The sequence below is a fragment of the Methylorubrum subtropicum genome (assembly GCF_038442325.1).
GTDB classification, from domain to species: domain Bacteria; phylum Pseudomonadota; class Alphaproteobacteria; order Rhizobiales; family Beijerinckiaceae; genus Methylobacterium; species Methylobacterium subtropicum.
This window is the reverse complement of record NZ_JBBXMW010000013.1, coordinates 120,239-139,783: the sequence shown is the minus strand read 5'-3', so window position 1 is coordinate 139,783 and position 19,545 is coordinate 120,239. Positions and strand designations below refer to the sequence as shown.

Annotated in this window: 19 protein-coding genes and 1 tRNA gene; 17 read left to right on the top strand and 3 right to left on the bottom strand. The window is 69.3% G+C overall.

Annotated features, from left to right (window positions below):
* The first annotated feature begins 511 nt into the window (after positions 1-511).
* Together guaD and AAHG03_RS18320 are read left to right on the top strand one after the other, a co-directional pair.
* Positions 512-1,876, top strand: coding sequence for a guanine deaminase (gene guaD, locus AAHG03_RS18325; protein WP_342152231.1), 1,365 nt, complete (start codon positions 512-514; stop codon positions 1,874-1,876).
* A 35-nt stretch (positions 1,877-1,911) separates the two neighbouring features.
* Complete coding sequence (locus AAHG03_RS18320; protein WP_342152230.1) at positions 1,912-3,720, top strand: adenine deaminase C-terminal domain-containing protein; 1,809 nt, start codon at positions 1,912-1,914, stop codon at positions 3,718-3,720.
* Positions 3,721-3,815: 95 nt separating this feature from the next.
* On the opposite strand, the gene AAHG03_RS18315 is transcribed toward AAHG03_RS18320, so the two are convergent.
* Positions 3,816-3,892 (bottom strand) — tRNA-His (locus tag AAHG03_RS18315).
* Positions 3,893-4,037: 145 nt separating this feature from the next.
* Here AAHG03_RS18315 and AAHG03_RS18310 point away from each other — a divergent pair.
* The 4 genes from AAHG03_RS18310 (at position 4,038) to AAHG03_RS18295 (ending at position 7,831) form a co-directional block, all read left to right on the top strand.
* Complete coding sequence (locus AAHG03_RS18310) at positions 4,038-5,876, top strand: chloride channel protein (protein WP_342152228.1); 1,839 nt, start codon at positions 4,038-4,040, stop codon at positions 5,874-5,876.
* A 45-nt stretch (positions 5,877-5,921) separates the two neighbouring features.
* On the top strand, positions 5,922-6,440 hold the full coding sequence (locus tag AAHG03_RS18305) for a hypothetical protein (RefSeq protein ID WP_342152226.1): 519 nt from the start codon (positions 5,922-5,924) through the stop codon (positions 6,438-6,440).
* A 9-nt stretch (positions 6,441-6,449) separates the two neighbouring features.
* Positions 6,450-7,313, top strand: a complete 864-nt coding sequence (kdsA, locus tag AAHG03_RS18300) for a 3-deoxy-8-phosphooctulonate synthase (RefSeq protein ID WP_342152224.1) — start codon at positions 6,450-6,452, stop codon at positions 7,311-7,313.
* Between the two features lie 176 nt (positions 7,314-7,489).
* Entirely contained in the window at positions 7,490-7,831 is a 342-nt protein-coding gene (locus AAHG03_RS18295; RefSeq protein WP_342152222.1) for a hypothetical protein, read from the top strand.
* Positions 7,832-7,904: 73 nt separating this feature from the next.
* Here the strand turns inward: AAHG03_RS18295 and queF are convergent, their stop codons facing one another.
* Positions 7,905-8,366, bottom strand: a complete 462-nt coding sequence (gene queF / locus AAHG03_RS18290) for a preQ(1) synthase (protein ID WP_342152220.1) — start codon at positions 8,364-8,366, stop codon at positions 7,905-7,907.
* Positions 8,367-8,704: 338 nt separating this feature from the next.
* Here queF and eno point away from each other — a divergent pair, with 338 nt between their 5' ends.
* From eno to lpdA, 9 genes are all read left to right on the top strand, one after another.
* Complete coding sequence (gene eno, locus AAHG03_RS18285; protein WP_342152218.1) at positions 8,705-9,994, top strand: phosphopyruvate hydratase; 1,290 nt, start codon at positions 8,705-8,707, stop codon at positions 9,992-9,994.
* Between the two features lie 291 nt (positions 9,995-10,285).
* On the top strand, positions 10,286-10,597 hold the full coding sequence (locus tag AAHG03_RS18280; RefSeq protein ID WP_091948081.1) for an FtsB family cell division protein: 312 nt from the start codon (positions 10,286-10,288) through the stop codon (positions 10,595-10,597).
* A 289-nt stretch (positions 10,598-10,886) separates the two neighbouring features.
* Entirely contained in the window at positions 10,887-11,936 is a 1,050-nt protein-coding gene (pdhA, locus tag AAHG03_RS18275; protein WP_342152216.1) for a pyruvate dehydrogenase (acetyl-transferring) E1 component subunit alpha, read from the top strand.
* A 141-nt stretch (positions 11,937-12,077) separates the two neighbouring features.
* Positions 12,078-13,526 carry a pyruvate dehydrogenase complex E1 component subunit beta gene (locus AAHG03_RS18270; protein WP_342152214.1) on the top strand — a complete coding sequence of 483 codons (1,449 nt, stop codon included), beginning with the start codon at positions 12,078-12,080 and terminating at the stop codon, positions 13,524-13,526.
* Entirely contained in the window at positions 13,527-13,805 is a 279-nt protein-coding gene (locus tag AAHG03_RS18265) for a DUF5076 domain-containing protein (RefSeq protein WP_342152213.1), read from the top strand.
* Between the two features lie 80 nt (positions 13,806-13,885).
* Positions 13,886-14,473, top strand: a complete 588-nt coding sequence (locus AAHG03_RS18260) for a Uma2 family endonuclease (RefSeq protein ID WP_342152211.1) — start codon at positions 13,886-13,888, stop codon at positions 14,471-14,473.
* A 3-nt stretch (positions 14,474-14,476) separates the two neighbouring features.
* The gene (locus AAHG03_RS18255; protein WP_342152209.1) at positions 14,477-15,883 is read left to right on the top strand and encodes a pyruvate dehydrogenase complex dihydrolipoamide acetyltransferase; all 1,407 of its coding nucleotides are present in this window, start codon (positions 14,477-14,479) and stop codon (positions 15,881-15,883) included.
* Positions 15,884-16,069: 186 nt separating this feature from the next.
* Positions 16,070-16,495 carry an endonuclease domain-containing protein gene (locus AAHG03_RS18250; RefSeq protein WP_342152207.1) on the top strand — a complete coding sequence of 142 codons (426 nt, stop codon included), beginning with the start codon at positions 16,070-16,072 and terminating at the stop codon, positions 16,493-16,495.
* Positions 16,496-17,935, top strand: coding sequence for a dihydrolipoyl dehydrogenase (lpdA, locus tag AAHG03_RS18245; RefSeq protein ID WP_342152205.1), 1,440 nt, complete (start codon positions 16,496-16,498; stop codon positions 17,933-17,935).
* A gap of 45 nt (positions 17,936-17,980) precedes the next feature.
* On the opposite strand, the gene AAHG03_RS18240 is transcribed toward lpdA, so the two are convergent.
* On the bottom strand, positions 17,981-18,346 hold the full coding sequence (locus tag AAHG03_RS18240) for a hypothetical protein (protein WP_342152204.1): 366 nt from the start codon (positions 18,344-18,346) through the stop codon (positions 17,981-17,983).
* A 215-nt stretch (positions 18,347-18,561) separates the two neighbouring features.
* Here AAHG03_RS18240 and AAHG03_RS18235 point away from each other — a divergent pair, with 215 nt between their 5' ends.
* Both AAHG03_RS18235 and AAHG03_RS18230 read left to right on the top strand, forming a co-directional pair.
* On the top strand, positions 18,562-19,191 hold the full coding sequence (locus tag AAHG03_RS18235) for a hypothetical protein (RefSeq protein ID WP_342152202.1): 630 nt from the start codon (positions 18,562-18,564) through the stop codon (positions 19,189-19,191).
* 95 nt (positions 19,192-19,286) lie between these two features.
* A complete protein-coding gene (locus AAHG03_RS18230; protein ID WP_342152200.1) occupies positions 19,287-19,520 on the top strand; it encodes a hypothetical protein in 234 nt (77 codons plus the stop codon).
* Positions 19,521-19,545: the final 25 nt, after the last annotated feature.

The window sequence follows — 19,545 nt, the reverse complement described above, 5'->3', positions numbered from 1 at the left end:
GCCCGGTGAGCGTTCCGAAACGTCGGTCCAGCGTCATACTCTCACGGCTCGATCTTCCGACCGAACCCGCAAGGACATGAACAAGCCGCCCGCGTTTCTCTTTCTCGATATCTACTTGTCAAAGAGCTGCACCCGTCTAACCGAGTGCCGATACTGAAGTCAAGCGGCAATTTGCTTCGGTCTGTACCGTCTGCGTCTTGCCGTCGTCTTCGGTAGTCTTTCCGGGCGGGCCGGTTTGTCTCGGCGCCGCGTCGGGAGCCGTCGTATAGGGGGGGCTCATCGGCGTGTCAACAGCCTGTTTTCCGAGGCTCAGGATCGTTGCAGGGGCCGCTTTGGCGCCGCGCGGGGGAGGGGAGGGGGCTTGGTCGGAGCATGGTTTCAGGAAGCGGAGAGGCGGGACGCGCCCGCCCATCGGCGGCTTGGCCTGGGGCTTGCGCCGTTCCCCACATGAGGTGCGGTGACGCCGCGCCTGCGCGAGGGCACGACGCGGTGGCGTGCAAGGGAGACGGCGATGGACCGCGAAAGTCCCAAAACGATCCGGGCGCTGCGCGGGCAGGCTGCGAGCCTCACCGGCAACCCGTTTCTGGCCGAGCGCTGCCTCCAGCACATCCCGGATGCCCTGATCCTGATCGAGGACGGGCGCATCGCGGCCTTCGGAGACTTTTCGGAACTGGCCGGAAAAATTCCGCCGGGGACGGAGGTGGTGACCTACGACGACGCCCTGATCCTGCCGGGCCTGATCGACACCCACGTCCACTACCCGCAGCTCCAGATGATCGCCTCCTACGGCGAGCAGCTGCTGGCATGGCTGGAGAAGTACACGTTTCCGGCCGAGCTGCAGTTCGCCGACCGGGCCCATGCCGAGCGCGTCGCCAAGCTGTTCTTCCGCGAGATCCTGGGGGCCGGCACCACGACCGCGATGGTCTATTGCACGGTCCATCCGGGCTCGGTCGAGGCGTTCTTCGCCGAGTCCGAGCGGTTCAACACCCGGATGATCGCCGGCAAGGTGCTCATGGACCGCAACGCCCCGGCGGCCCTGCTCGATACGGCGCAGCGGGGCTACGACGAGAGCAAGGCGCTGATCGAGCGCTGGCACGGGCGCGGGCGCCAGCATTACGCCGTCACCCCGCGCTTCGCCCCGAGCTGCACGCAAGCGCAGCTGGAGGCTGCCGGCACGCTGCTCACCGAGCATGACGGCCTCTTCCTGCAGACGCATCTGTGCGAGAACACCGACGAGATCGCCTGGGTGCGCGAGCTCTTCCCGGAGCGGAAGAGCTATCTCGACGTCTACGCGCAGGCCGGCCTCGTCGGGCCGCGCTCGGTGCTGGGCCACGCGATCCACGTCGCGGAAGAGGATTTTTGTACGTGCCACGCCAGCGGCGCGGCGATCGCGCATTGCCCGACCTCGAACGGTTTTCTGGGCAGCGGCCTGTTTCGCCTGTTCGACGCGCTCGATCCGCGGCGCCCGGTCCGGGTCGGGCTCGGCACCGATGTGGGGGCCGGCACCACGCTCTCACTGCTGAAGACGCTCGGCGACGCCTACAAGGTCGCGGCTTTGCGCGGGACCAAGCTCGACGGGACCAAGGCGCTCTGGCTCGCGACCCTCGGCGGCGCCGAGGCGCTGCATCTCGACGACCGCATCGGCCGCATCGCGCCGGGCTACGACGCCGACCTGTGCGTGCTCGATCTGGCGGCCACGCCCCTGCTGGGGTTCCGCACCGGCACCTGCACGAGCATCGAGGAATTGCTGTTCGTGCTGCAGATCCTCGGCGACCACCGCACCGTGCGGGCGACCTGGGTCGCGGGCGAGCCGGTCTACGACAACCGGCGCCCAGGCGATCCCCTGCGTTATCCGGGCGCGGACGCGTTGGCATGATGGATGCGCCGACCCGAGGCCAAAGAGGATACCCGATGACCGACGCGACGCCGCTGAACCGCTTCTCCGTCGAGCCGCTGGCCCGGATGACGCGCCGCCTCGCCGACGTGGCGGCCGGCCGGGCCGAGCCCGATCTCGTGCTGACCGGGGCGCGGGTGCTCTCGACCTATTCGGAGCGCATTCTCACCGACCGCGAAATCCGCATCGCCGGCGGGCGCATCGCCGCGGTGCTGCCCGCAGGCACGTATAAAGGCAACGCGCCGGTGCGCGACGTGGCGGGCGGGCTGATCGCGCCGGGACTGGTCGATCCGCACCTGCATATCGAGAGCAGCATGGTGACGGCCTGCGCCTATGCCGAGGCCGCGTTGATCAACGGCACCACGACGATCGTCTGCGACAGCCACGAGATCGGCAACGTGCTCGACCGCGACGGCGTCACCTGGATGCTGGAAGACGCTCGCGCGGCTCCGCTCAATATCTATCTCACCGTGCCGAGCACCGTGCCGGCGACCAGCCCCGCGATCGAGACCGCGGGCGGCGACCTGACGGCGGAGAAGATCGCGGCCCTGTTCGACGCGTGGCCCGAGGCGATCGGGCTCGGGGAGAAGATGGATTTCGTGGCGGTGGCCGAGGGCGATCCCCGCGCGCACGCCATCATCGCCGCCGCCCTGGAGCGCGGGCGCCCGGTTTCCGGCCACATCTACGGGCGCGGCTTCGTGGCGCCTTACGCGGCGAGCGGCGTCACCGACACCCACGAGGCGATCGACCGCGACATCGCCGACGCCCTGCTGGAAGCCGGCCTCTGGATCTTTTTACGCGGCGGCCCGCCGACGACGCCGTGGCATTCGCTGCCCGCGGCGATCGGCACGATCACGGATTACGGCGCGGCGTGGAAGCGGGTCTGCGCCTGCACCGACGACCGCGACGCCGACGACCTGCTCGCCTTCGGCCTCGACTGGGTGGTGCGGGAAGCCGTGCGGATGGGCATTCCGAAGCCCGCCGCCTGGGCGATGGGCGCGCTGCATCCGGCGACCCGCTACGGGCTCGACGGCGAGATCGGCGGCCTCGGCGGCGGGCGCCGGGCCGATCTGGTGCTGCTCGACGACGACCTCGTGCCGCAGGCCACGTGGTATGGCGGCGAACTCGTGGTCGAGGATCGCAAGCCTACGCCGCGGCTGGAGGCGGCCTTGGCCCGACCCTACCGCTATCCGGCCCCGGCCTACGCCACATTGCGCCTGCCCGATCCGCTGCCCGCCCTGGTGCCGCCGCTGCCGACAGGCGCCTGCATGGTCAACGCGATCCGCACGACCCTGCCCGGCATCGAACTCGTCCACGAGCGCATCGCGCTGCGGCCCGGTGCGGACTGGTCCGAGACGCTGTCCGCGCACGGCCTCTGCCACGTCGCGGTGATCGAGCGGCACGGGCTCGGCGGCGGGGTGGCGCACGGACTGCTCTCCGCCTTCGGGCTTCGGCGCGGCGCGGTGGCGAGCAGCGTCGGGCACGATTCGCACAACCTGATCGTCGCCGGGCTGAACGAAGCCGATATGCGCGTCGCCGTCGCGGCCTTGGCCGAGGCGCAGGGCGGGGTCTGCGTGGTGGAGGACGGGCGCGTCGTCGCGATGGTGCGGCTGCCGGTCGCCGGGCTGCTGTCGGATCAGCGCGTCGGTGTCGTCGCGGACGACATGCGCCGGCTGAAGGCGGCGTGGACCGAGGCCGGCTGCGCGATTCCTTATATGGGCTTCAACCTGATCCCGCTCTCGGTGATCCCGCAGATAAGGATCACCGACAAGGGCCTCGTGCTGGTGCCGGAGATGCGGCAGGTGCCGCTGTTCGAGCCGGCGTAACGGCCGGCCCCTCGCGCAGGAGCCGAGGCCGGCATCCGCAAACGAAGAAGGGGCTGGCCTTAAGGCCAACCCCTTGCTTCATCGAGCGAATTGGATGGTACCACCGCCCCGGCTCGAACGGGGGACCCCTAGATCCACAATCTAGTGCTCTAACCAACTGAGCTACGGCGGCACGCGAGGGGGGACTTATCGCGAGGCTCGCGGCTTTTCAAGCGTCTCTTGCGCCGGCTGTGGGCGTTCTCCCCGGATCGCGTCGGCTGCGCGTGGATGCTAGACCGCAGGCGCATGACGGACGACCCCTTTTGCACCCCTCATCGATGAGCCCGCCCGATCCGTCCGCCGGTTCGGGCCGGCGCGTGCCGGTGCCGGTGCCGGCGCGGCTGCGGGCCTGGGTGCGCGGCAGCGAGGTTGCGCTGGTGCTGCTCGCCGCTTTGACCGGCTGCCTCGGCGGCCTCGCGGTGGCCGGCATGAGCGGGGCTGCGCAGCTGCTGCGCGAGATTCTTTATCGTCTGCCCGCCGGTGAGCGGCTGAGCGGGCTCGCGGCGTTGCCGGGAGACGGCGTGTTCGGCTTGCCGTTCCTGGGGCCGGCGCTCGGCGGGTTCGTGCTTGGGGGGCTGCTCCTTCTCCTCGGATGGAAAAGACGGCGGCGGGCCGCGATCGATCCGATCGAGGCCAACGCGCTGCATGGCGGGCGGATGTCGCTGCGCGATTCCGCCGAGGTCGCGGCGCAGAACGTCGTCTCGAACGGCAGCGGCGCCTCGGTCGGGCTGGAGGCCGGTTATACGCAGGTGGCCGCCGGCCTCGCCTCGCGGCTCGGCATCGCCTTCGAGATGCGCCGCTCGGACCTGCGCACGCTGGTCGGCTGCGGCTCGGCCGCGGCCATCGCGGCGGCGTTCGGCTCGCCGTTGACGGGCGCGTTCTACGCCTACGAACTCGTCATCGGCACTTATACCATCGCGACGCTCGCCCCCGTGGTGGTCGCGGCCCTGTGCGGCAGCCTCGTCGCCCGCTCGCTGGCCTCGACGCCGGCGCTGATCGATGTCGGCGCCCTGGCGCTGAGCCGGGGCGGTACGCTGGGCGCGGCCGACACGCTGCCCTGCCTGCTGCTCGGCCTCGTCTGCGCCGGGCTCGCCGTGGGGCTGATGCGCGGGGTCGCCTTCGTCGAGCGGAGATTTCGCGCGACCGGCCTGCCGGCCCTGCTGCGGCCGGCGCTCGGCGGGCTCTGCGTCGGCCTGCTGGCGCTCGCCACCACGCCGCAGGTGCTCTCCGGCGGCCACGGGGCGCTCCATCTCCATCTCGATCCCGGCATGGCCCTGACTGCCGGCGGGCTCGCCGGACTGATCCTCGCCAAGGCCGTGGCCTCGGCGGTGTCGATCGGGTCGGGCTTTCGCGGCGGCCTGTTCTTCGCCTCCCTGTTCCTGGGGGCGCTGGTCGGGCGCCTGTTCGCGCAGGTCGCCCCGATGGCGTGGCCGGGTTTTTCCGAATTCGGCCTCGCCCCCGTGGGCTACGCGGTGGTCGGCATGAGCGCGTTGGCCGCGGCCATCGTCGGCGGGCCGCTCACCATGACCTTTCTGGCGCTGGAGATGACCGGGAGCTTTCCCGTCACCGCCCTGGTGCTGGCTGCCGTGATCGCCTCGTCGCTGACAGTGCGAAAGACCTTCGGCTACTCGTTCGCCACCTGGCGGTTTCACCTGCGCGGCGAATCGATCCGCAGCGCCCACGACATCGGCTGGATCCGCAGCCTCACGGTGGGCCGCATGATGCGCCGGGACATCCGGCCCGTCCCCCTCGACACGCCGATGGCGAGCTTCCTGCGGGCGCATCCCCTCGGCTCGCCCTCGCGGGTCGTGGTGACCGACGCCTCCGAGCGCTATGCCGGCATCGTTCTGGTGCCGGAGGCCCATGCCCTCGCGGCGGCCGAAGCCGGCGCGCGATTGGCCGACGTCGCCCGCTACGCCGACGCGTTTCTCCTGCCCGACATGAGCGCCAAGCAGGCGGCGGAAGCGTTCGATGCCGCCGAGAGCGAGGCTTTGGCCGTGCTCGATCGCGCCGACAGCCGCCGGGTGATCGGCCTCCTGACCGAAAGCCACACGCTCAAGCGCTACAGCGACGAACTCGACCGCCAGCGCCGCGCGGTGCTGGGCGAGGCGGCGTGAGGCGCGGTTTCGAGTCCATGGGCACGCCGTGATAGGAGCGAGACCATGTATGCGCGCGCCCTCGCAGTCGGCCTCGCCGCCTTTATCATAAGCACCCCGGCGCGGGCCGATTCCTGCGACGGGCTGACCGTCCGGCTGATCCGCGCCACCGGCGCCTCGCTGGTCGGGCGCACCGGTTCGCTCGTGGTGTTCCGCGCCGCCGACGCCGAGCGCTTCCGCCTCGATTGCCGAAACCCCCGACGCCTGCTGTTCCGCTCGGAGCGGCGCGAGCCGCTGGGCGCCTACTTCGTGCTGGTCGGCGAGGCCGCCCACGCGTTGGCCGGCGCGCCGGAAGAGGCAGTCGAGACGCTGACCCGGCAATTGCATCAGGACAGCCTGCTCACCGGTGTGCCGCAACTCGGTCGCGTCGGCGGCGCGGTGATCCGCTGCGATCCGGGCGACCGGCCGGACGGGTTCGGGCTCGGCACGCTCTGCCGCGTCGCCGCCGACCGACCGGGGCGCGGGCTGCGTCGCAGAACCCTGCACCGCAAGGCCGGCCTTCCCGCCGCCGCGAGCGCGGGCTAGACCGCGGGCATGACCCGATCCGAACATGCTCTCGGCCCCGTCGTCCGCGCCGGCGCCGTCGCCTTCGCCAACCATCTGCCGCTGGCGCTGATCGCCGGGCCCTGCCAGTTGGAGGGGCGCAACCACGCCCTCGAAGTCGCCGCCGCGCTGAAGGAGACGGCCGAGCGGCTCGGCATCGGCCTCGTGTTCAAGTCCTCGTTCGACAAGGCGAACCGCACCTCGGGCGCGACCGCCCGCGGCGTCGGCCTCGACGAGGCGCTGCCGGTCTTCGCCGAGGTGCGCGAGAGCCTGGGGCTTCCGGTGCTCACCGACGTGCACGAGGCCGGGCAATGCGCCCGCGCCGCGGAAGCCGTCGACATCCTCCAGATCCCGGCCTTCCTCTGCCGCCAGACCGACCTGCTGCTCGCCGCCGCCGCGACGGGCCGCGTCGTCAACGTCAAGAAGGGGCAGTTCCTGGCCCCCTGGGACATGAAGCACGTCGCCGCCAAGGTAACGGAGGCCGGCAACCCCAACGTCATCGTCACCGAGCGCGGCGCCTCGTTCGGCTACAACACGCTCGTCTCCGACATGCGCGCGCTGCCGATCATGGCGCAGGTGACCGGCGGCGCCCCGGTGGTGTTCGACGCGACCCACTCGGTGCAGCAGCCCGGCGGCCAGGGCGCCACCTCCGGCGGGCAGCGGGAATTCGTCGCCGTGCTGGCCCGCGCCGCGGTGGCGGTCGGCGTGGCTGGCGTGTTCATCGAGACCCATCCCGATCCCGACCGGGCGCCCTCGGACGGGCCGAACATGGTACCGCTGCGGCAATTACCGCAATTGGTCGAAGAGTTGATGGCCTTCGACCGGCTCGCCAAGCGCATCGCCGCCAAGGCTTGAGCGACATCCGAGAATCACGGTTTCAGGTTAGGTTCAGGCCGGGCAGGCTAACCATACGCAACATTTGCAGAGCGCGACGGAGCGGAGCGGGCCATCGGCCCCCGGGACATTCAGGAACCTTCGGCCAAGCTGGACGTTCTCACCGTCAATTCCGTCGCCAAACCTGAAGGGATTCCATGCGTAAGCTCGCACTCGTCACCGCCGCCCTGCTGTCCGTCGGCACGCTGACGGCCACCACGTCGGCCGACGCGCGTCCCGGCCGCGGCTGGGGCCATCACCATCACGGCGGCTACCATGGCGGCGGCTACGGTCGTGGCGCCTATTACGGCGGCGGTCGCCGTCGTGGCATCGGCACCGGTGCTGCGGTCGGCCTCGGCATCGCTGGCCTCGCCGCGGGCGCCATCGCGGCGGGCGCTGCCCGTGACGCCTATTACCGCGACGGCTACCGTCGTCCGGCCTACGGCTACGGCTACCGCGGCGGTTACGGCCGTCCGGCCTATGGCTACGACGGCTACTGAGCCGACCGAGTTCATCGAGGGGGCGGCCGAGCCATCGGCCGCCCCTTTTTTTATGCGTTGATTCCCAAAAAAATCAGCCGCGGCCGCGATAGGGCGCGACGCCCTGCTCCGGCAGCCAGACGTTCTGTAGCGGCGGTCCGCTCTGCCAGAACACGTCGATCGGGATGCCGCCGCGCGGATACCAGTAGCCGCCGATCCGGAGCCAGCGCGGTTCGAGCAGGCCCACGAGGCGCCGGCCGATGCCGACGGTGCAGTCCTCGTGGAAGGCGCCGTGGTTGCGGAAGGCGCCGAGATAGAGCTTGAGCGACTTCGATTCGACCAGCCAGCGATCCGGCACGTAGTCGATCACCAGCGTGGCGAAGTCCGGCTGGCCCGTCACCGGGCAGAGCGAGGTGAATTCCGGCGCGGTGAAGCGCGCCAGGTAGTCGGTGTCGGCATGCGGGTTCGGCACGCGGTCGAGCTGCGCGGCTTCCGGTGAGTCCGGCATCGGCGTCTGACGGCCGAGCTGCTTGGCGTGGTCTTCGATGTTGGTCATGCGGGGGCTATACGCCCGCACGCCCGGCCCCGCCTAGCACCGGAGGCGAATGCCGGCCTCTCGAAAAACTGTGAACGGCGCCGACGGCGCAACCGATGTTGGTGCGCGACCTCGATCGTCGTCTTGGATAACGTATCCAAGACGACGATCGAGGTCCTTGTGCCGCATCGGCTTTTCCGAAAGCCGGCAACCACCTTTCGGGCCGATGCTCGAACCGCTTGCGGGCGCTTGCCCGCGCCGTTGCGTTGGCGGATAAGCCGGCCTCGGAGAGCGTCGCCGCTGCGTCGGGCCGGGAGCCGGTGCGGACGGCGCGCCGCGACGCAACCGAAGGAGCGCCCATGACCGCGATCACCAACATCGCCGCCCGCGAGATTCTCGACAGCCGCGGCAACCCCACCGTCGAGGTCGATGTCCTCCTGGAGGACGGCTCCTTCGGCCGCGCGGCCGTGCCCTCGGGCGCCTCGACCGGCGCGCACGAGGCGGTGGAGCTGCGCGACGGCGACAAGGGTCGCTACAGCGGCAAGGGCGTGCTCAAGGCGGTCGAGGCGGTGCAGACCGAAATCCTCGACGCCATCGGCGGCATGGATGCCGAGGATCAGGTCGCTGTCGACGAAGCGATGATCGCGCTGGACGGCACCCCCAACAAGGCGCGCCTCGGCGCCAACGCCATCCTCGGCGTCTCGCTCGCGGTCGCCAAGGCCGCCGCCGAGACCGCGGGGCTGCCGCTCTACCGCTATGTCGGCGGCGTCCAGGGCCGCGTCCTGCCGGTGCCGATGATGAACATCGTCAACGGCGGCGCGCATGCGGACAACCCGATCGACTTCCAGGAATTCATGGTGATGCCGGTCGGCGCCTCGTCGCTGTCCGAGGCGGTGCGGATGGGCGCGGAGATCTTCCACACCCTCAAGAGCGCGCTCAAGAAGGCCGGCCACAACACCAACGTCGGCGACGAGGGCGGCTTCGCCCCGAACCTGCCGTCGGCGGAAGCCGCGCTCGACTTCGTCATGGAATCAATCCAGGCCGCGGGCTTCAAGCCCGGCGCCGACATCGTGCTGGCGCTCGACTGCGCCGCGACCGAGTTCTTCAAGAACGGCGCCTACCACTACGAGGGCGAGGGCCAGACTCGCTCGATCGAGCAACAGGTGGACTACCTCGCCAAGCTGACGGAAGCCTACCCGATCCTCTCGATCGAGGACGGCATGGCGGAAGACGATTGGGAGGGCTGGAAGCTCCTGACCGACCGCATCGGCAGCCGGGTCCAACTCGTCGGCGACGACCTGTTCGTGACGAATGTCGAGCGCCTGTCGCGCGGCATCGAGACCGGCACCGGCAACTCGATTCTGGTCAAGGTCAACCAGATCGGCTCGCTCACCGAGACGCTGGCCGCCGTCGATATGGCCCAGCGCGCCGGCTACACCGCGGTGATGTCCCACCGCTCCGGCGAGACCGAGGACTCGACCATCGCCGACCTCGCGGTCGCGACCAATTGCGGGCAGATCAAGACCGGCTCGCTCGCCCGCTCGGACAGACTGGCCAAGTACAACCAGCTCATCCGCATTGAGGAGGGCCTGGGCGCCCAGGCGCTCTACGCCGGCCGCAGCGCCATCCGCCAGTTCGCGGGCCGCTGATTCGGGATGGGGCGCAGCGGGCCGGGAGGCTTTGCTGCGCCTGATCGCGGAGGCGGGGCGGAGAATAGTCGTGTCATGCCCCCATCGTCATTCCGGGGCTCGCCAACGGCGAGAACCCGGAATCCACCCGTGATGCGACGCTGTGCGGACCGTCGCGGCCAGTCGTGGATTCCGGGTTCCGCTGCGCGGCCCCGGAATGACGGCGCGGGGATTGAGGTGTGCACACGACGCGCACTTCCTCACCTCTTGGAAACCCTTTCTTCACCTTATCCGCGCGATCCTGGCGTCGCCATGGTCATCCGTCGCCGCGTCCGCGCCATCGTCGTCCCCGCCGTCCTCTGGACGGTCTCCGCGCTCGTGGTCGGCTACTTCGTGCATCAGGCGGAGAGCGGCAGCCGCGGCCTAGAGGCCAAGCGGGCGCTCAAGATCGAGGCCTACGGACTCACCCAGGAACTCAACGCCGCCAAGGCCGAGCGGGCGACCTGGGAGCACCGCGTCTCCCTGCTGCGCAGCGAGCAGATCGACCGCGACCTCTTGGAGGAGCGCGCCCGCGTGGTGCTCGGCCGCGTGCACGCCAACGACCTCGTCATCATCGATCCCTGAGGCATCAGCCCGACAAGGCGATCGCCTCCGTTCGGGGAAAAACGATGCGGCGGGGGAACCTGGCGTACCACACTGGATACGATATTCAGAACGAGGCGCAGGTCGAATCCTGATCTACGGCCCAGGTTCGTCTTGTCGGAAAGCGACCCTTTCTGACCTTGTCCTTGCTTAGTCGGCGCCGGCCCAAGCGTCGCGGTGACAGGGCCGTTCCGCTGTCAGTCTCGCCCTCGCTTTCCGAATAGGGCTGACCTAAAACCCCAGCCAACGGATCGAGTGCGGGAGGTCGCCGATGGATGCAGGCAACGAGGTGGGCAAACCCGCCGCGAGCGCGGAGGCGCCCCAGCACCGGCCCGCACCCAATATTCCGCAATTCACCAAGGACGAGGACCTCCACGCCTACCGTGAGATGCTTCTCATCCGCCGCTTCGAGGAGAAGGCGGGTCAGCTCTACGGTATGGGCCTGATCGGCGGCTTCTGTCACTTGTACATTGGTCAGGAGGCGGTCGTCGTCGGCATGCAGATGGCCGGCGAGGACGGCGACCAGAACATCACCGGCTACCGCGACCACGGCCACATGCTGGCCTGCGGCATGGAAGCCAAAGGCGTGATGGCCGAGCTGACCGGGCGCCGCGGCGGCTATTCCCGCGGCAAGGGCGGCTCGATGCATATGTTCAGCCGCGAGAAGCAGTTCTTCGGCGGCCACGGCATCGTCGGCGCGCAGGTCTCGCTCGGCACCGGCCTCGCCTTCGCCGACGCCTACCTGCAGAACGGCAAGGTCAGCTTCACCTACATGGGCGACGGCGCGGCCAACCAGGGCCAGGTCTACGAGAGCTTCAACATGGCGGCCCTGTGGAAGCTGCCGGTCGTCTACGTGGTCGAGAACAACCGCTACGCCATGGGCACCTCGGTCGCCCGCGCCTCGGCGCAGACCGACTTCTCCAAGCGCGGCCTCTCCTTCGGCATCCCCGGCGAGCAGGTCGACGGCATGGACGTGCGCACCGTCCGCGAGGCGGCGTCCCGCGCCATCCAGCACGCCCGCTCGGGCGAGGGCCCCTACATCCTCGAGATGCAGACCTACCGCTATCGCGGCCACTCCATGTCCGATCCGGCCAAGTACCGGACCAAGGACGAGGTCTCGAAGATGCGCGACGAGCAGGACCCAATCGAGATGGTGCGCAAGCGCCTGATCGAGGCGCACGGCGTGCCGGAGGCCGACCTGAAGGGCATCGACGCCAAGGTCCGCGAGATCGTCAACGAATCCGCCGACTTCGCGACCCACGATCCCGAGCCCGACGCTTCCGAGCTCTGGACCGACATCTTGCTCGAAGCCCGCGCCTGAGGCGCGAACACCCTCGCGAACATCCCTCTTGGCAGGACACTGAGGGCGCAACGGCCGGCTTCGCTTCGGCGGCGGATTCGCCGCGGACTTAAGCGAAGCCCGCCGCCCGCGTCTCGGACGAAGGATCGATAGAGCAGCGCAATGGCGACCGACATCCTGATGCCCGCCCTCTCTCCGACCATGGAGGAGGGAAAGCTCGCCAAGTGGCTCAAGAAGGAGGGCGACGCGGTCAAATCCGGCGACGTGCTCGCCGAGATCGAGACCGACAAGGCGACCATGGAGGTCGAGGCGATCGACGAGGGCGTGCTCGCCAAGATTTTGGTGCCGGACGGCACCGAGAACGTGGCGGTTAACACCCCGATCGCCATCATCGCCGCCGAGGGCGAGGATGTGGCCGCCGCCGCCGCCAGCGGCGGTCAGTCCAAGCCAAGTGCTGCCGAGGGCGGCGCCTCCGCGCCGACGCCGGACATGCAGGCCGAGGGCATGGCGGAGAAATCCGCCCCCACCGCCAAGACCGGCGACGACGCCCCCCGCGCCCCCGCCGCGCCGGCGGTCATCAAGAACGCCGCCGCCGCGCCGGTGATGGACGAGTTCCCGCCGGATTCGCCCCTGGAGACGCAGAGCGTGCGCGAGGCGCTTCGCGACGCCATGGCGGAGGAGATGCGCCGCGACGACAAGGTGTTCGTCATGGGCGAGGAGGTCGCCGAGTACCAGGGCGCCTACAAGATCACGCAAGGCCTGCTGCAGGAATTCGGCGCGCGCCGCGTGGTCGATACGCCGATCACCGAGCACGGATTCGCCGGCATCGGCGTCGGTGCGGCGTTCATGGGCCTCAAGCCCATCGTTGAGTTCATGACCTTCAACTTCGCCATGCAGGCGATCGACCACATCATCAACTCGGCGGCCAAGACCCTCTATATGTCCGGCGGCCAGCTCGGCTGCCCGATCGTGTTCCGCGGCCCCAACGGCGCCGCCGCCCGCGTCGGCGCCCAGCACAGCCACGACTACGCCGCGTGGTACTCGAACGTGCCCGGCCTCAAGGTGATCGCGCCCTACACGGCGGCCGACGCCAAGGGCCTGCTCAAGGCCGCGATCCGCGACCCGAACCCGGTGATCTTCCTCGAGAACGAGATCCTCTACGGCCAGTCCTTCCCGGTCCCGAAGATCGATGACCTCGTCCTGCCGATCGGCAAGGCGCGCATCCACCGCCCCGGCACGGATGTCACCATCGTCTCGTTCTCCATCGGCATGACCTACGCCCTCAAGGCGGCGCAGGCGCTCGCCGAGCAGGGCATCGAGGCCGAGGTGATCGACCTGCGCACGATCCGCCCGATGGATTCCGAAACGATCGTCGAGTCGGTCAAGAAGACCGGCCGCTGCATCACCGTCGAGGAGGGCTTCCCGCAATCCGGCGTCGGCGCCGAGATCGCCGCGCGCCTGATGGTCGATGCCTTCGACTATCTCGACGCCCCCGTCCTGCGGGTGACCGGCAAGGACGTGCCGATGCCCTACGCGGCGAACCTCGAAAAGCTCGCCCTGCCCAACGTCGCCGAGGTGATCGAGGCGGCCAAGGCGGTGTGCTACAAGTAGATGTCGGAAAAATTCGAAGAACTGGAGGTCCCGCCCGACGCCCTGGAACAGGGCGGGATCGAGATCGTGCGGGCCTCCATCGTCGACGGCGCGGTGAGCGTGGCGCTCCGGCGCGCCTTCGACGATCCGGCGACCTGGGGCCGGCTCTTCCTCGATCTCGCGCGTCAGGCGGCCCGCACCTACGCGCTGGAATCGGAGATGTCCGAGGAAGAGGCCTTCGAGCGCATCCGCGTCGGCTGGGAGGCCGAGAGCCTCGGTCCCGGCAACACCCTCAACTAGCCACGGGCCGGCGACGCGATGGAACGCCCCGACGCATCGATCCGACCCTTCCTCGTGCCGGCCCGGCGGAGGCCCTGACCATGGCCGAAGCCGCTCCCCGCCGCGCCACCTACGCCGACCTCGAAGCCGTGCCCGAGCATCTCGTGGCCGAGATCGTGGATGGGGTGCTGGAGACGCATCCGAGGCCGCGTCCGCGCCATGGCGCTGCGGAGTCTCGTCTATCAGGTCAGCTCGAACAGCCGTTCAGTCTCGGACGCGGCGGACCGGGCGGCTGGATCTTCATTACGGAACCCGAGCTTCACCTCAGCTCCCACGTCGTTGTGCCCGATATCGCCGGATGGCTCATTGAGCGAATGGGAACCGAACCGGACACCGCCTACATCGAGACGCCGCCCGATTGGGTCTGCGAGATTCTCTCGCCCTCGACGGCGCGACTCGATCGGGGGCCAAAGCGGCGCATCTACGCCGAGGCCGGGATTCCCTATCTCTGGCTGCTCGATCTCGCGGACGGCGTTCTCGAAACCTTCGCCCTCACCGCCGGTCAGTGGCTCCTGACCGGCACCGTGGCGCGCGGCGAGATCGTCGCCGCCCCACCCTTCGACGCGGTCCCGTTCCCGCTCGACGACCTGTTTCCCTTCGATCCGCCCATCGCTTCGCCCGAGGCCTGAGACATGCCGATCAACGTCCTGATGCCCGCCCTCTCGCCGACCATGGAGAAGGGCAACCTCGCCAAGTGGCTGAAGAAGGAGGGCGATGCAATCAAGTCCGGCGACGTGATCGCCGAGATCGAGACCGACAAGGCGACCATGGAGGTCGAAGCGGTCGATGAGGGCGTGCTCGCCAAGATCCTCGTGGCCGAGGGCACGGCCGACGTGCCGGTCAACGAGCTGATCGCGCTGATCGCCGAGGAGGGCGAGGACCCGGGCAGCGTCCAGGCGGCCCCCGCCGGCGGCGCCAAGACCGCCCCGGTCGAACCGAAGGGCACGCCCGACGAGAACGCCGCGCCGGACGGCGCGCACGCCTCCTACGCCCGCGTCGACACCGCCCCCGAGGGCGCCAAGCCGGGCGGCGCCGCCGCGCATCCGGCCGAGGCCGGCGAGCGCGTGTTCTCCTCGCCGCTCGCCCGCCGCATCGCCAAGCAGGGCGGCGTCGATATCGGTGCGGTGAAGGGCTCCGGTCCGCGCGGCCGGGTGGTCGCCAAGGACGTGAACGCCGCGATCGAGAGCGGCAGCGCCAAGGCCGGCGCTCCGGCGCCGGCAAAGGCCGCCGAGGCCCCCGCCGCGAAGGCGCCCGCGCCCGCTCCGAAGGCCGCCGCCGGCGGCGGCGCGCCGGCGGGTCTCAGCCTGGAGCAGGTCAAGGGCTTCTACGAGAAGGGCGCCTACGAGGAAGTGCCGCTCGACGGCATGCGCAAGACCATCGCCAAGCGCCTCACCGAGGCGATGCAGGTCGCCCCGCACTTCTACCTCACGGTCGATTGCGAACTCGACGCGCTGATGAAGCTGCGCGAGACGCTGAACGCCTCGGCCGGTAAGGACAAGGACGGCAAGCCGCTGTTCAAGCTCTCGGTCAACGACTTCGTCATCAAGGCGATGGGCGTGGCGCTGACCCGCGTGCCGGCGGCCAACGCCGTGTGGGCCGAGGATCGCATCCTGCGCTTCAAGCACGCCGAGGTCGGCGTGGCGGTCGCCATCGACGGCGGCCTGTTCACCCCGGTCATCCGCAAGGCCGACCAGAAGACGCTCTCGGCCATCTCCGGCGAGATGAAGGACTTTGCCGCCCGTGCCCGCGCCAAGAAGCTGAAGCCGGAAGAGTATCAGGGCGGCGTCACCTCGGTGTCGAACCTCGGCATGTTCGGCATCAAGCACTTCACCGCGGTGATCAACCCGCCGCAATCGACCATCCTGGCGGTCGGTGCGGGCGAGAAGCGCGTCGTCGTCAAGGACGGCGCCCCGGCGGTGGTCCAGGCCATGACCTGTACCCTCTCCTGCGACCACCGCGTCCTCGACGGGGCGTTGGGCGCCGAGCTGATCTCGGCGTTCAAGGGGCTGATCGAGAACCCGATGGGGATGCTGGTGTGATTGTCCCCGGAACCGCGCCATGCCTCTCCTCCCCCTTGTGGGGAGGAGCCGGAGGTGGGGGTGGTTCAGGATCGAGCGGGGCGGTGCCGTCTGCACCACCCCCACCCCTACCCCTCCCCACAAGGGGGAGGGGAGCGCGCCTCGAAGTGGGCTGACGACTTGATGCCGTGGAGCGAACCGCCTCAATTGTCGCCGACGATCCGCGCTGCAGCGAACGCGCGGGTCCTTCGGCGCTCATTGACGGAGCCGGAGCGGCGGCTCTGGTGGAACCTGCGGCATCACCTACCCACCAACGAAACACACTTCCGCCGACAGGTCGCGCTCGGACCCTACGTGGTCGATTTCTGCTGCCATTCGGCAAAGCTCGTCATCGAAGTCGATGGCGGCCAGCACAGCCGCGATGCCGATCTTGCCTATGACGCAAGGCGCACGGCCGCGATCGAAGCGCAGGGCTTCCGCGTGCTCCGTTTCGGCAACGCGACCGTGATGCGCGACATGCGCAGCGTGCTCGACACGATCTTCACTGCCCTCGCGGACGCCGAAGCGCCCGGCGGCGTCATTCCCACCTCCCACTCCGCTCCAAGAAGGGGCGGAGAGCCACCGGAGACCTGAATGTCCGAATCCTACGACGTCCTCATCATCGGCGCTGGGCCCGGCGGCTACGTCACCGCGATCCGCGCGGCGCAGCTCGGCTTCAAGACCGCGGTGGTCGATCGCGAACATCTGGGCGGCATCTGCCTCAACTGGGGCTGCATCCCGACCAAGGCGCTGCTGCGCTCGGCCGAGATCTACCACTACATGCAGCACGCCGCCGATTACGGGCTGAAGGCCGACAACGTCAGCTTCGACGCGTCCGCCATCGTCAAGCGCTCCCGCGGCGTCTCGGGCCGGCTCAACGGCGGCGTCGGCATGCTGCTGAAGAAGAACAAGGTCGACGTGATCTGGGGCGAGGGCTCGATCGAAGCCGCGCCCAAGGGCAACGCGGCCGGCAAGGTCGTCGTGAAGGAGACCAAGCGCGCGGAAGCCCCGAAGGGCGCCAAAGGTGCGGGCACCTACGGGGCCAAGCACATCATCGTCGCCACCGGCGCGCGCCCGCGCGTGCTGCCCGGCATCGAGCCGGACAAGAAGCTGATCTGGACCTACTACGAGGCCATGGTGCCCGAGAGCATGCCCAAGAGCCTGCTGGTGATGGGGTCAGGCGCCATCGGCATCGAGTTCGCCTCGTTCTACCGCACCATGGGCGCCGAGGTGACGGTGATCGAGCTGCTGCCGCAGATCCTGCCCGTCGAGGATGCCGAGATCGCGGGGCTCGCCCGCAAGCGCTTCGAGAAGCAGGGCATCAAGATCCTCACCGGCGCCAAGGTGACCAAGGTCGAGAAGGGCGCCGACTCCGTCACCGCGACGGTCGAGGACGACAAGGGCAAGACGCAAGCCTTGACGGCGGAGAAGCTGATCTCCGCGGTCGGCGTCGTCGGCAACATCGAGAATCTCGGCCTCGAAAAGGTCGGCGTGAAGATCGTGCGCGGCGTCGTCGTCACCGACGGGCTCGGGCGCACCAACGTGCCGGGCGTCTACGCCATCGGCGACGTGGCCGGCCCGCCGATGCTGGCCCACAAGGCCGAGCACGAGGGCGTGATCTGCATCGAGACCATCAAGGGGCTGCACACCCACCCGATGGACAAGGGCAAGATCCCCGGCTGCACCTATTGCCACCCGCAGATCGCCAGCGTCGGCCTCAGCGAGGCCAAGGCGAAAGATCTCGGCTTCCAGGTCAAGGTCGGCCGCTTCCCCTTCGCCGGCAACGGCAAGGCGATCGCGCTCGGCGAGCCGGACGGCCTGATCAAGACGATCTTCGACGCCAAGACCGGCCAGCTGCTCGGCGCCCACATGATCGGCGCCGAGGTGACCGAGCTGATCCAGGGCTACGTCGTGGCGATGACGCTGGAGACGACCGAGGAAGAGCTGATGCACACGGTCTTCCCGCACCCGACGCTGTCCGAGATGATGCACGAGAGCGTGCTCGACGCGTATGGCCGCGTGATCCACACCTGATCGCATGAGCGCCGGGCGGCCGCCGCGCCGCCCGGCCCCGACTCGCTACAGGGTTTTGACGAAGCTGGCGTAGCGTTTTTCATCGAACTTCTTGAGCTGTTCGAGCGCCCGCCGCGCGTCGCGCTCCGCCGCCCGGCGGTGACGCTCCTTGATGTCGTCCACCAGCTTGTCGAGGATGATGAGCTGTTCGAGGTCCGACTTCTTCTCCTTGATCACCTCGGCATTCTTTTCGAGTTCTTCGAGCGTCCGTGTCTTGGTTTCCTCGTAGCCGGGGATACTCAGTCGGGCGAGTTCGAGCACCACCTTCGTCAGCGCCCCGAGCTGCGACCCGAAGCTTCCGGCCTCGGTGATGACCGCGAGTTCGATCTCGGGCACGCCCTGATACAGATGGTTGGAGAAATCCTGCGTCACCGCTCCGCTCAGCGGTGCGTAGAATGGAAAAGACAACCAAGAATACGACGGACCCTGGGACATCGGCGCCTCCTGGGGCGAACGGCAATGTCCGATTGTCGGATTGTCCCTTTGAGATTCGCAAGCCCGCTCGCGTCGCTCGGTCGCGACCGTCCGCGAAACCGCTCCTGTGCCCTCCGCGTTGGGCGGGCGAATCTCGTATCGGGGAGGCGGTCATGACCCGCATTCGTGGAACGCGCCGCGGCGCCCTCGCGCTGGCCCTCGGGCTCGGCGTCGGCTCTGCGCAGGCCCAGACGGCGCCGACGGCGCCCGTGCTGAACCTGCCGTTTCCGGGGAGCATCGTGCCGGCCGGAGCGCTCGGCATCGCGGATGCCGGCGGGCTCCCCTTCTCCGGTGCCCTGCCTTCGGGCGGCGTCGCCCCCTTGAGCGGCACCATCCGGACCGGCGGCCTGACCAATCCGGGCGGCCTCAGCTTCGGCGGGGGAGGGGGCGTGCGCGGCCTCGGCGCGATTCCCGGCACGGGCCTCACGCAGAATTTCGGGACGGGCCTGAGCACGGGCTCCATCGGGGGAGGGGGCGCGGGAAGCGGCGCCGGAATTGCGGGCACCAACGCCGCGTCCAACCTCGATACCGGCCTGACCACAGGCTCCATCGGCGGCACGGGCGCCGGGATCGCGGGAACGGGCGCGGGTGTCGGCACGCGCAGCGGGATCCTCGATCCGAACCGGGCCATCCCCGGAATCGGCACCGGCGGGGCGGGCGGTGCGCCGGCCGGCGCCGGCATGGCGGCGCCGAGCGCGGTCGATGCCTATACCGATCCGTTCAACGGGCGCGGGATGCCCTGAGGGCGCCGTCCAAAAGCTTGAGGGATCGCGGTAAGGACTCGTTAACCGTCTTCGGTCGTTCTATCTTCGTTCTCAAGTCGAGTCGGAGAGAGACCATGCCCGAGCCCCTGCGCCACACCCGAGCGCCGCGTAGCGGGGCCACCGAGCCCACTTGCCCGGTTGAGGACATCGCGCAGGCCTATCTCGTCACCGCCCACGGCGATGCTGGGCTGGCCCTGCGCTGCGCCATCACCGACGCCCTGTCCGACTTGATGGAAGCGGAGCGCCGCGCCCGCGAGAACAGCCGGCTGATCTCCCGCGGCTATGTCCGCAACGCGGCCCGGGAGTGAGAGTGCGGATAGATGGTTGAAGCGG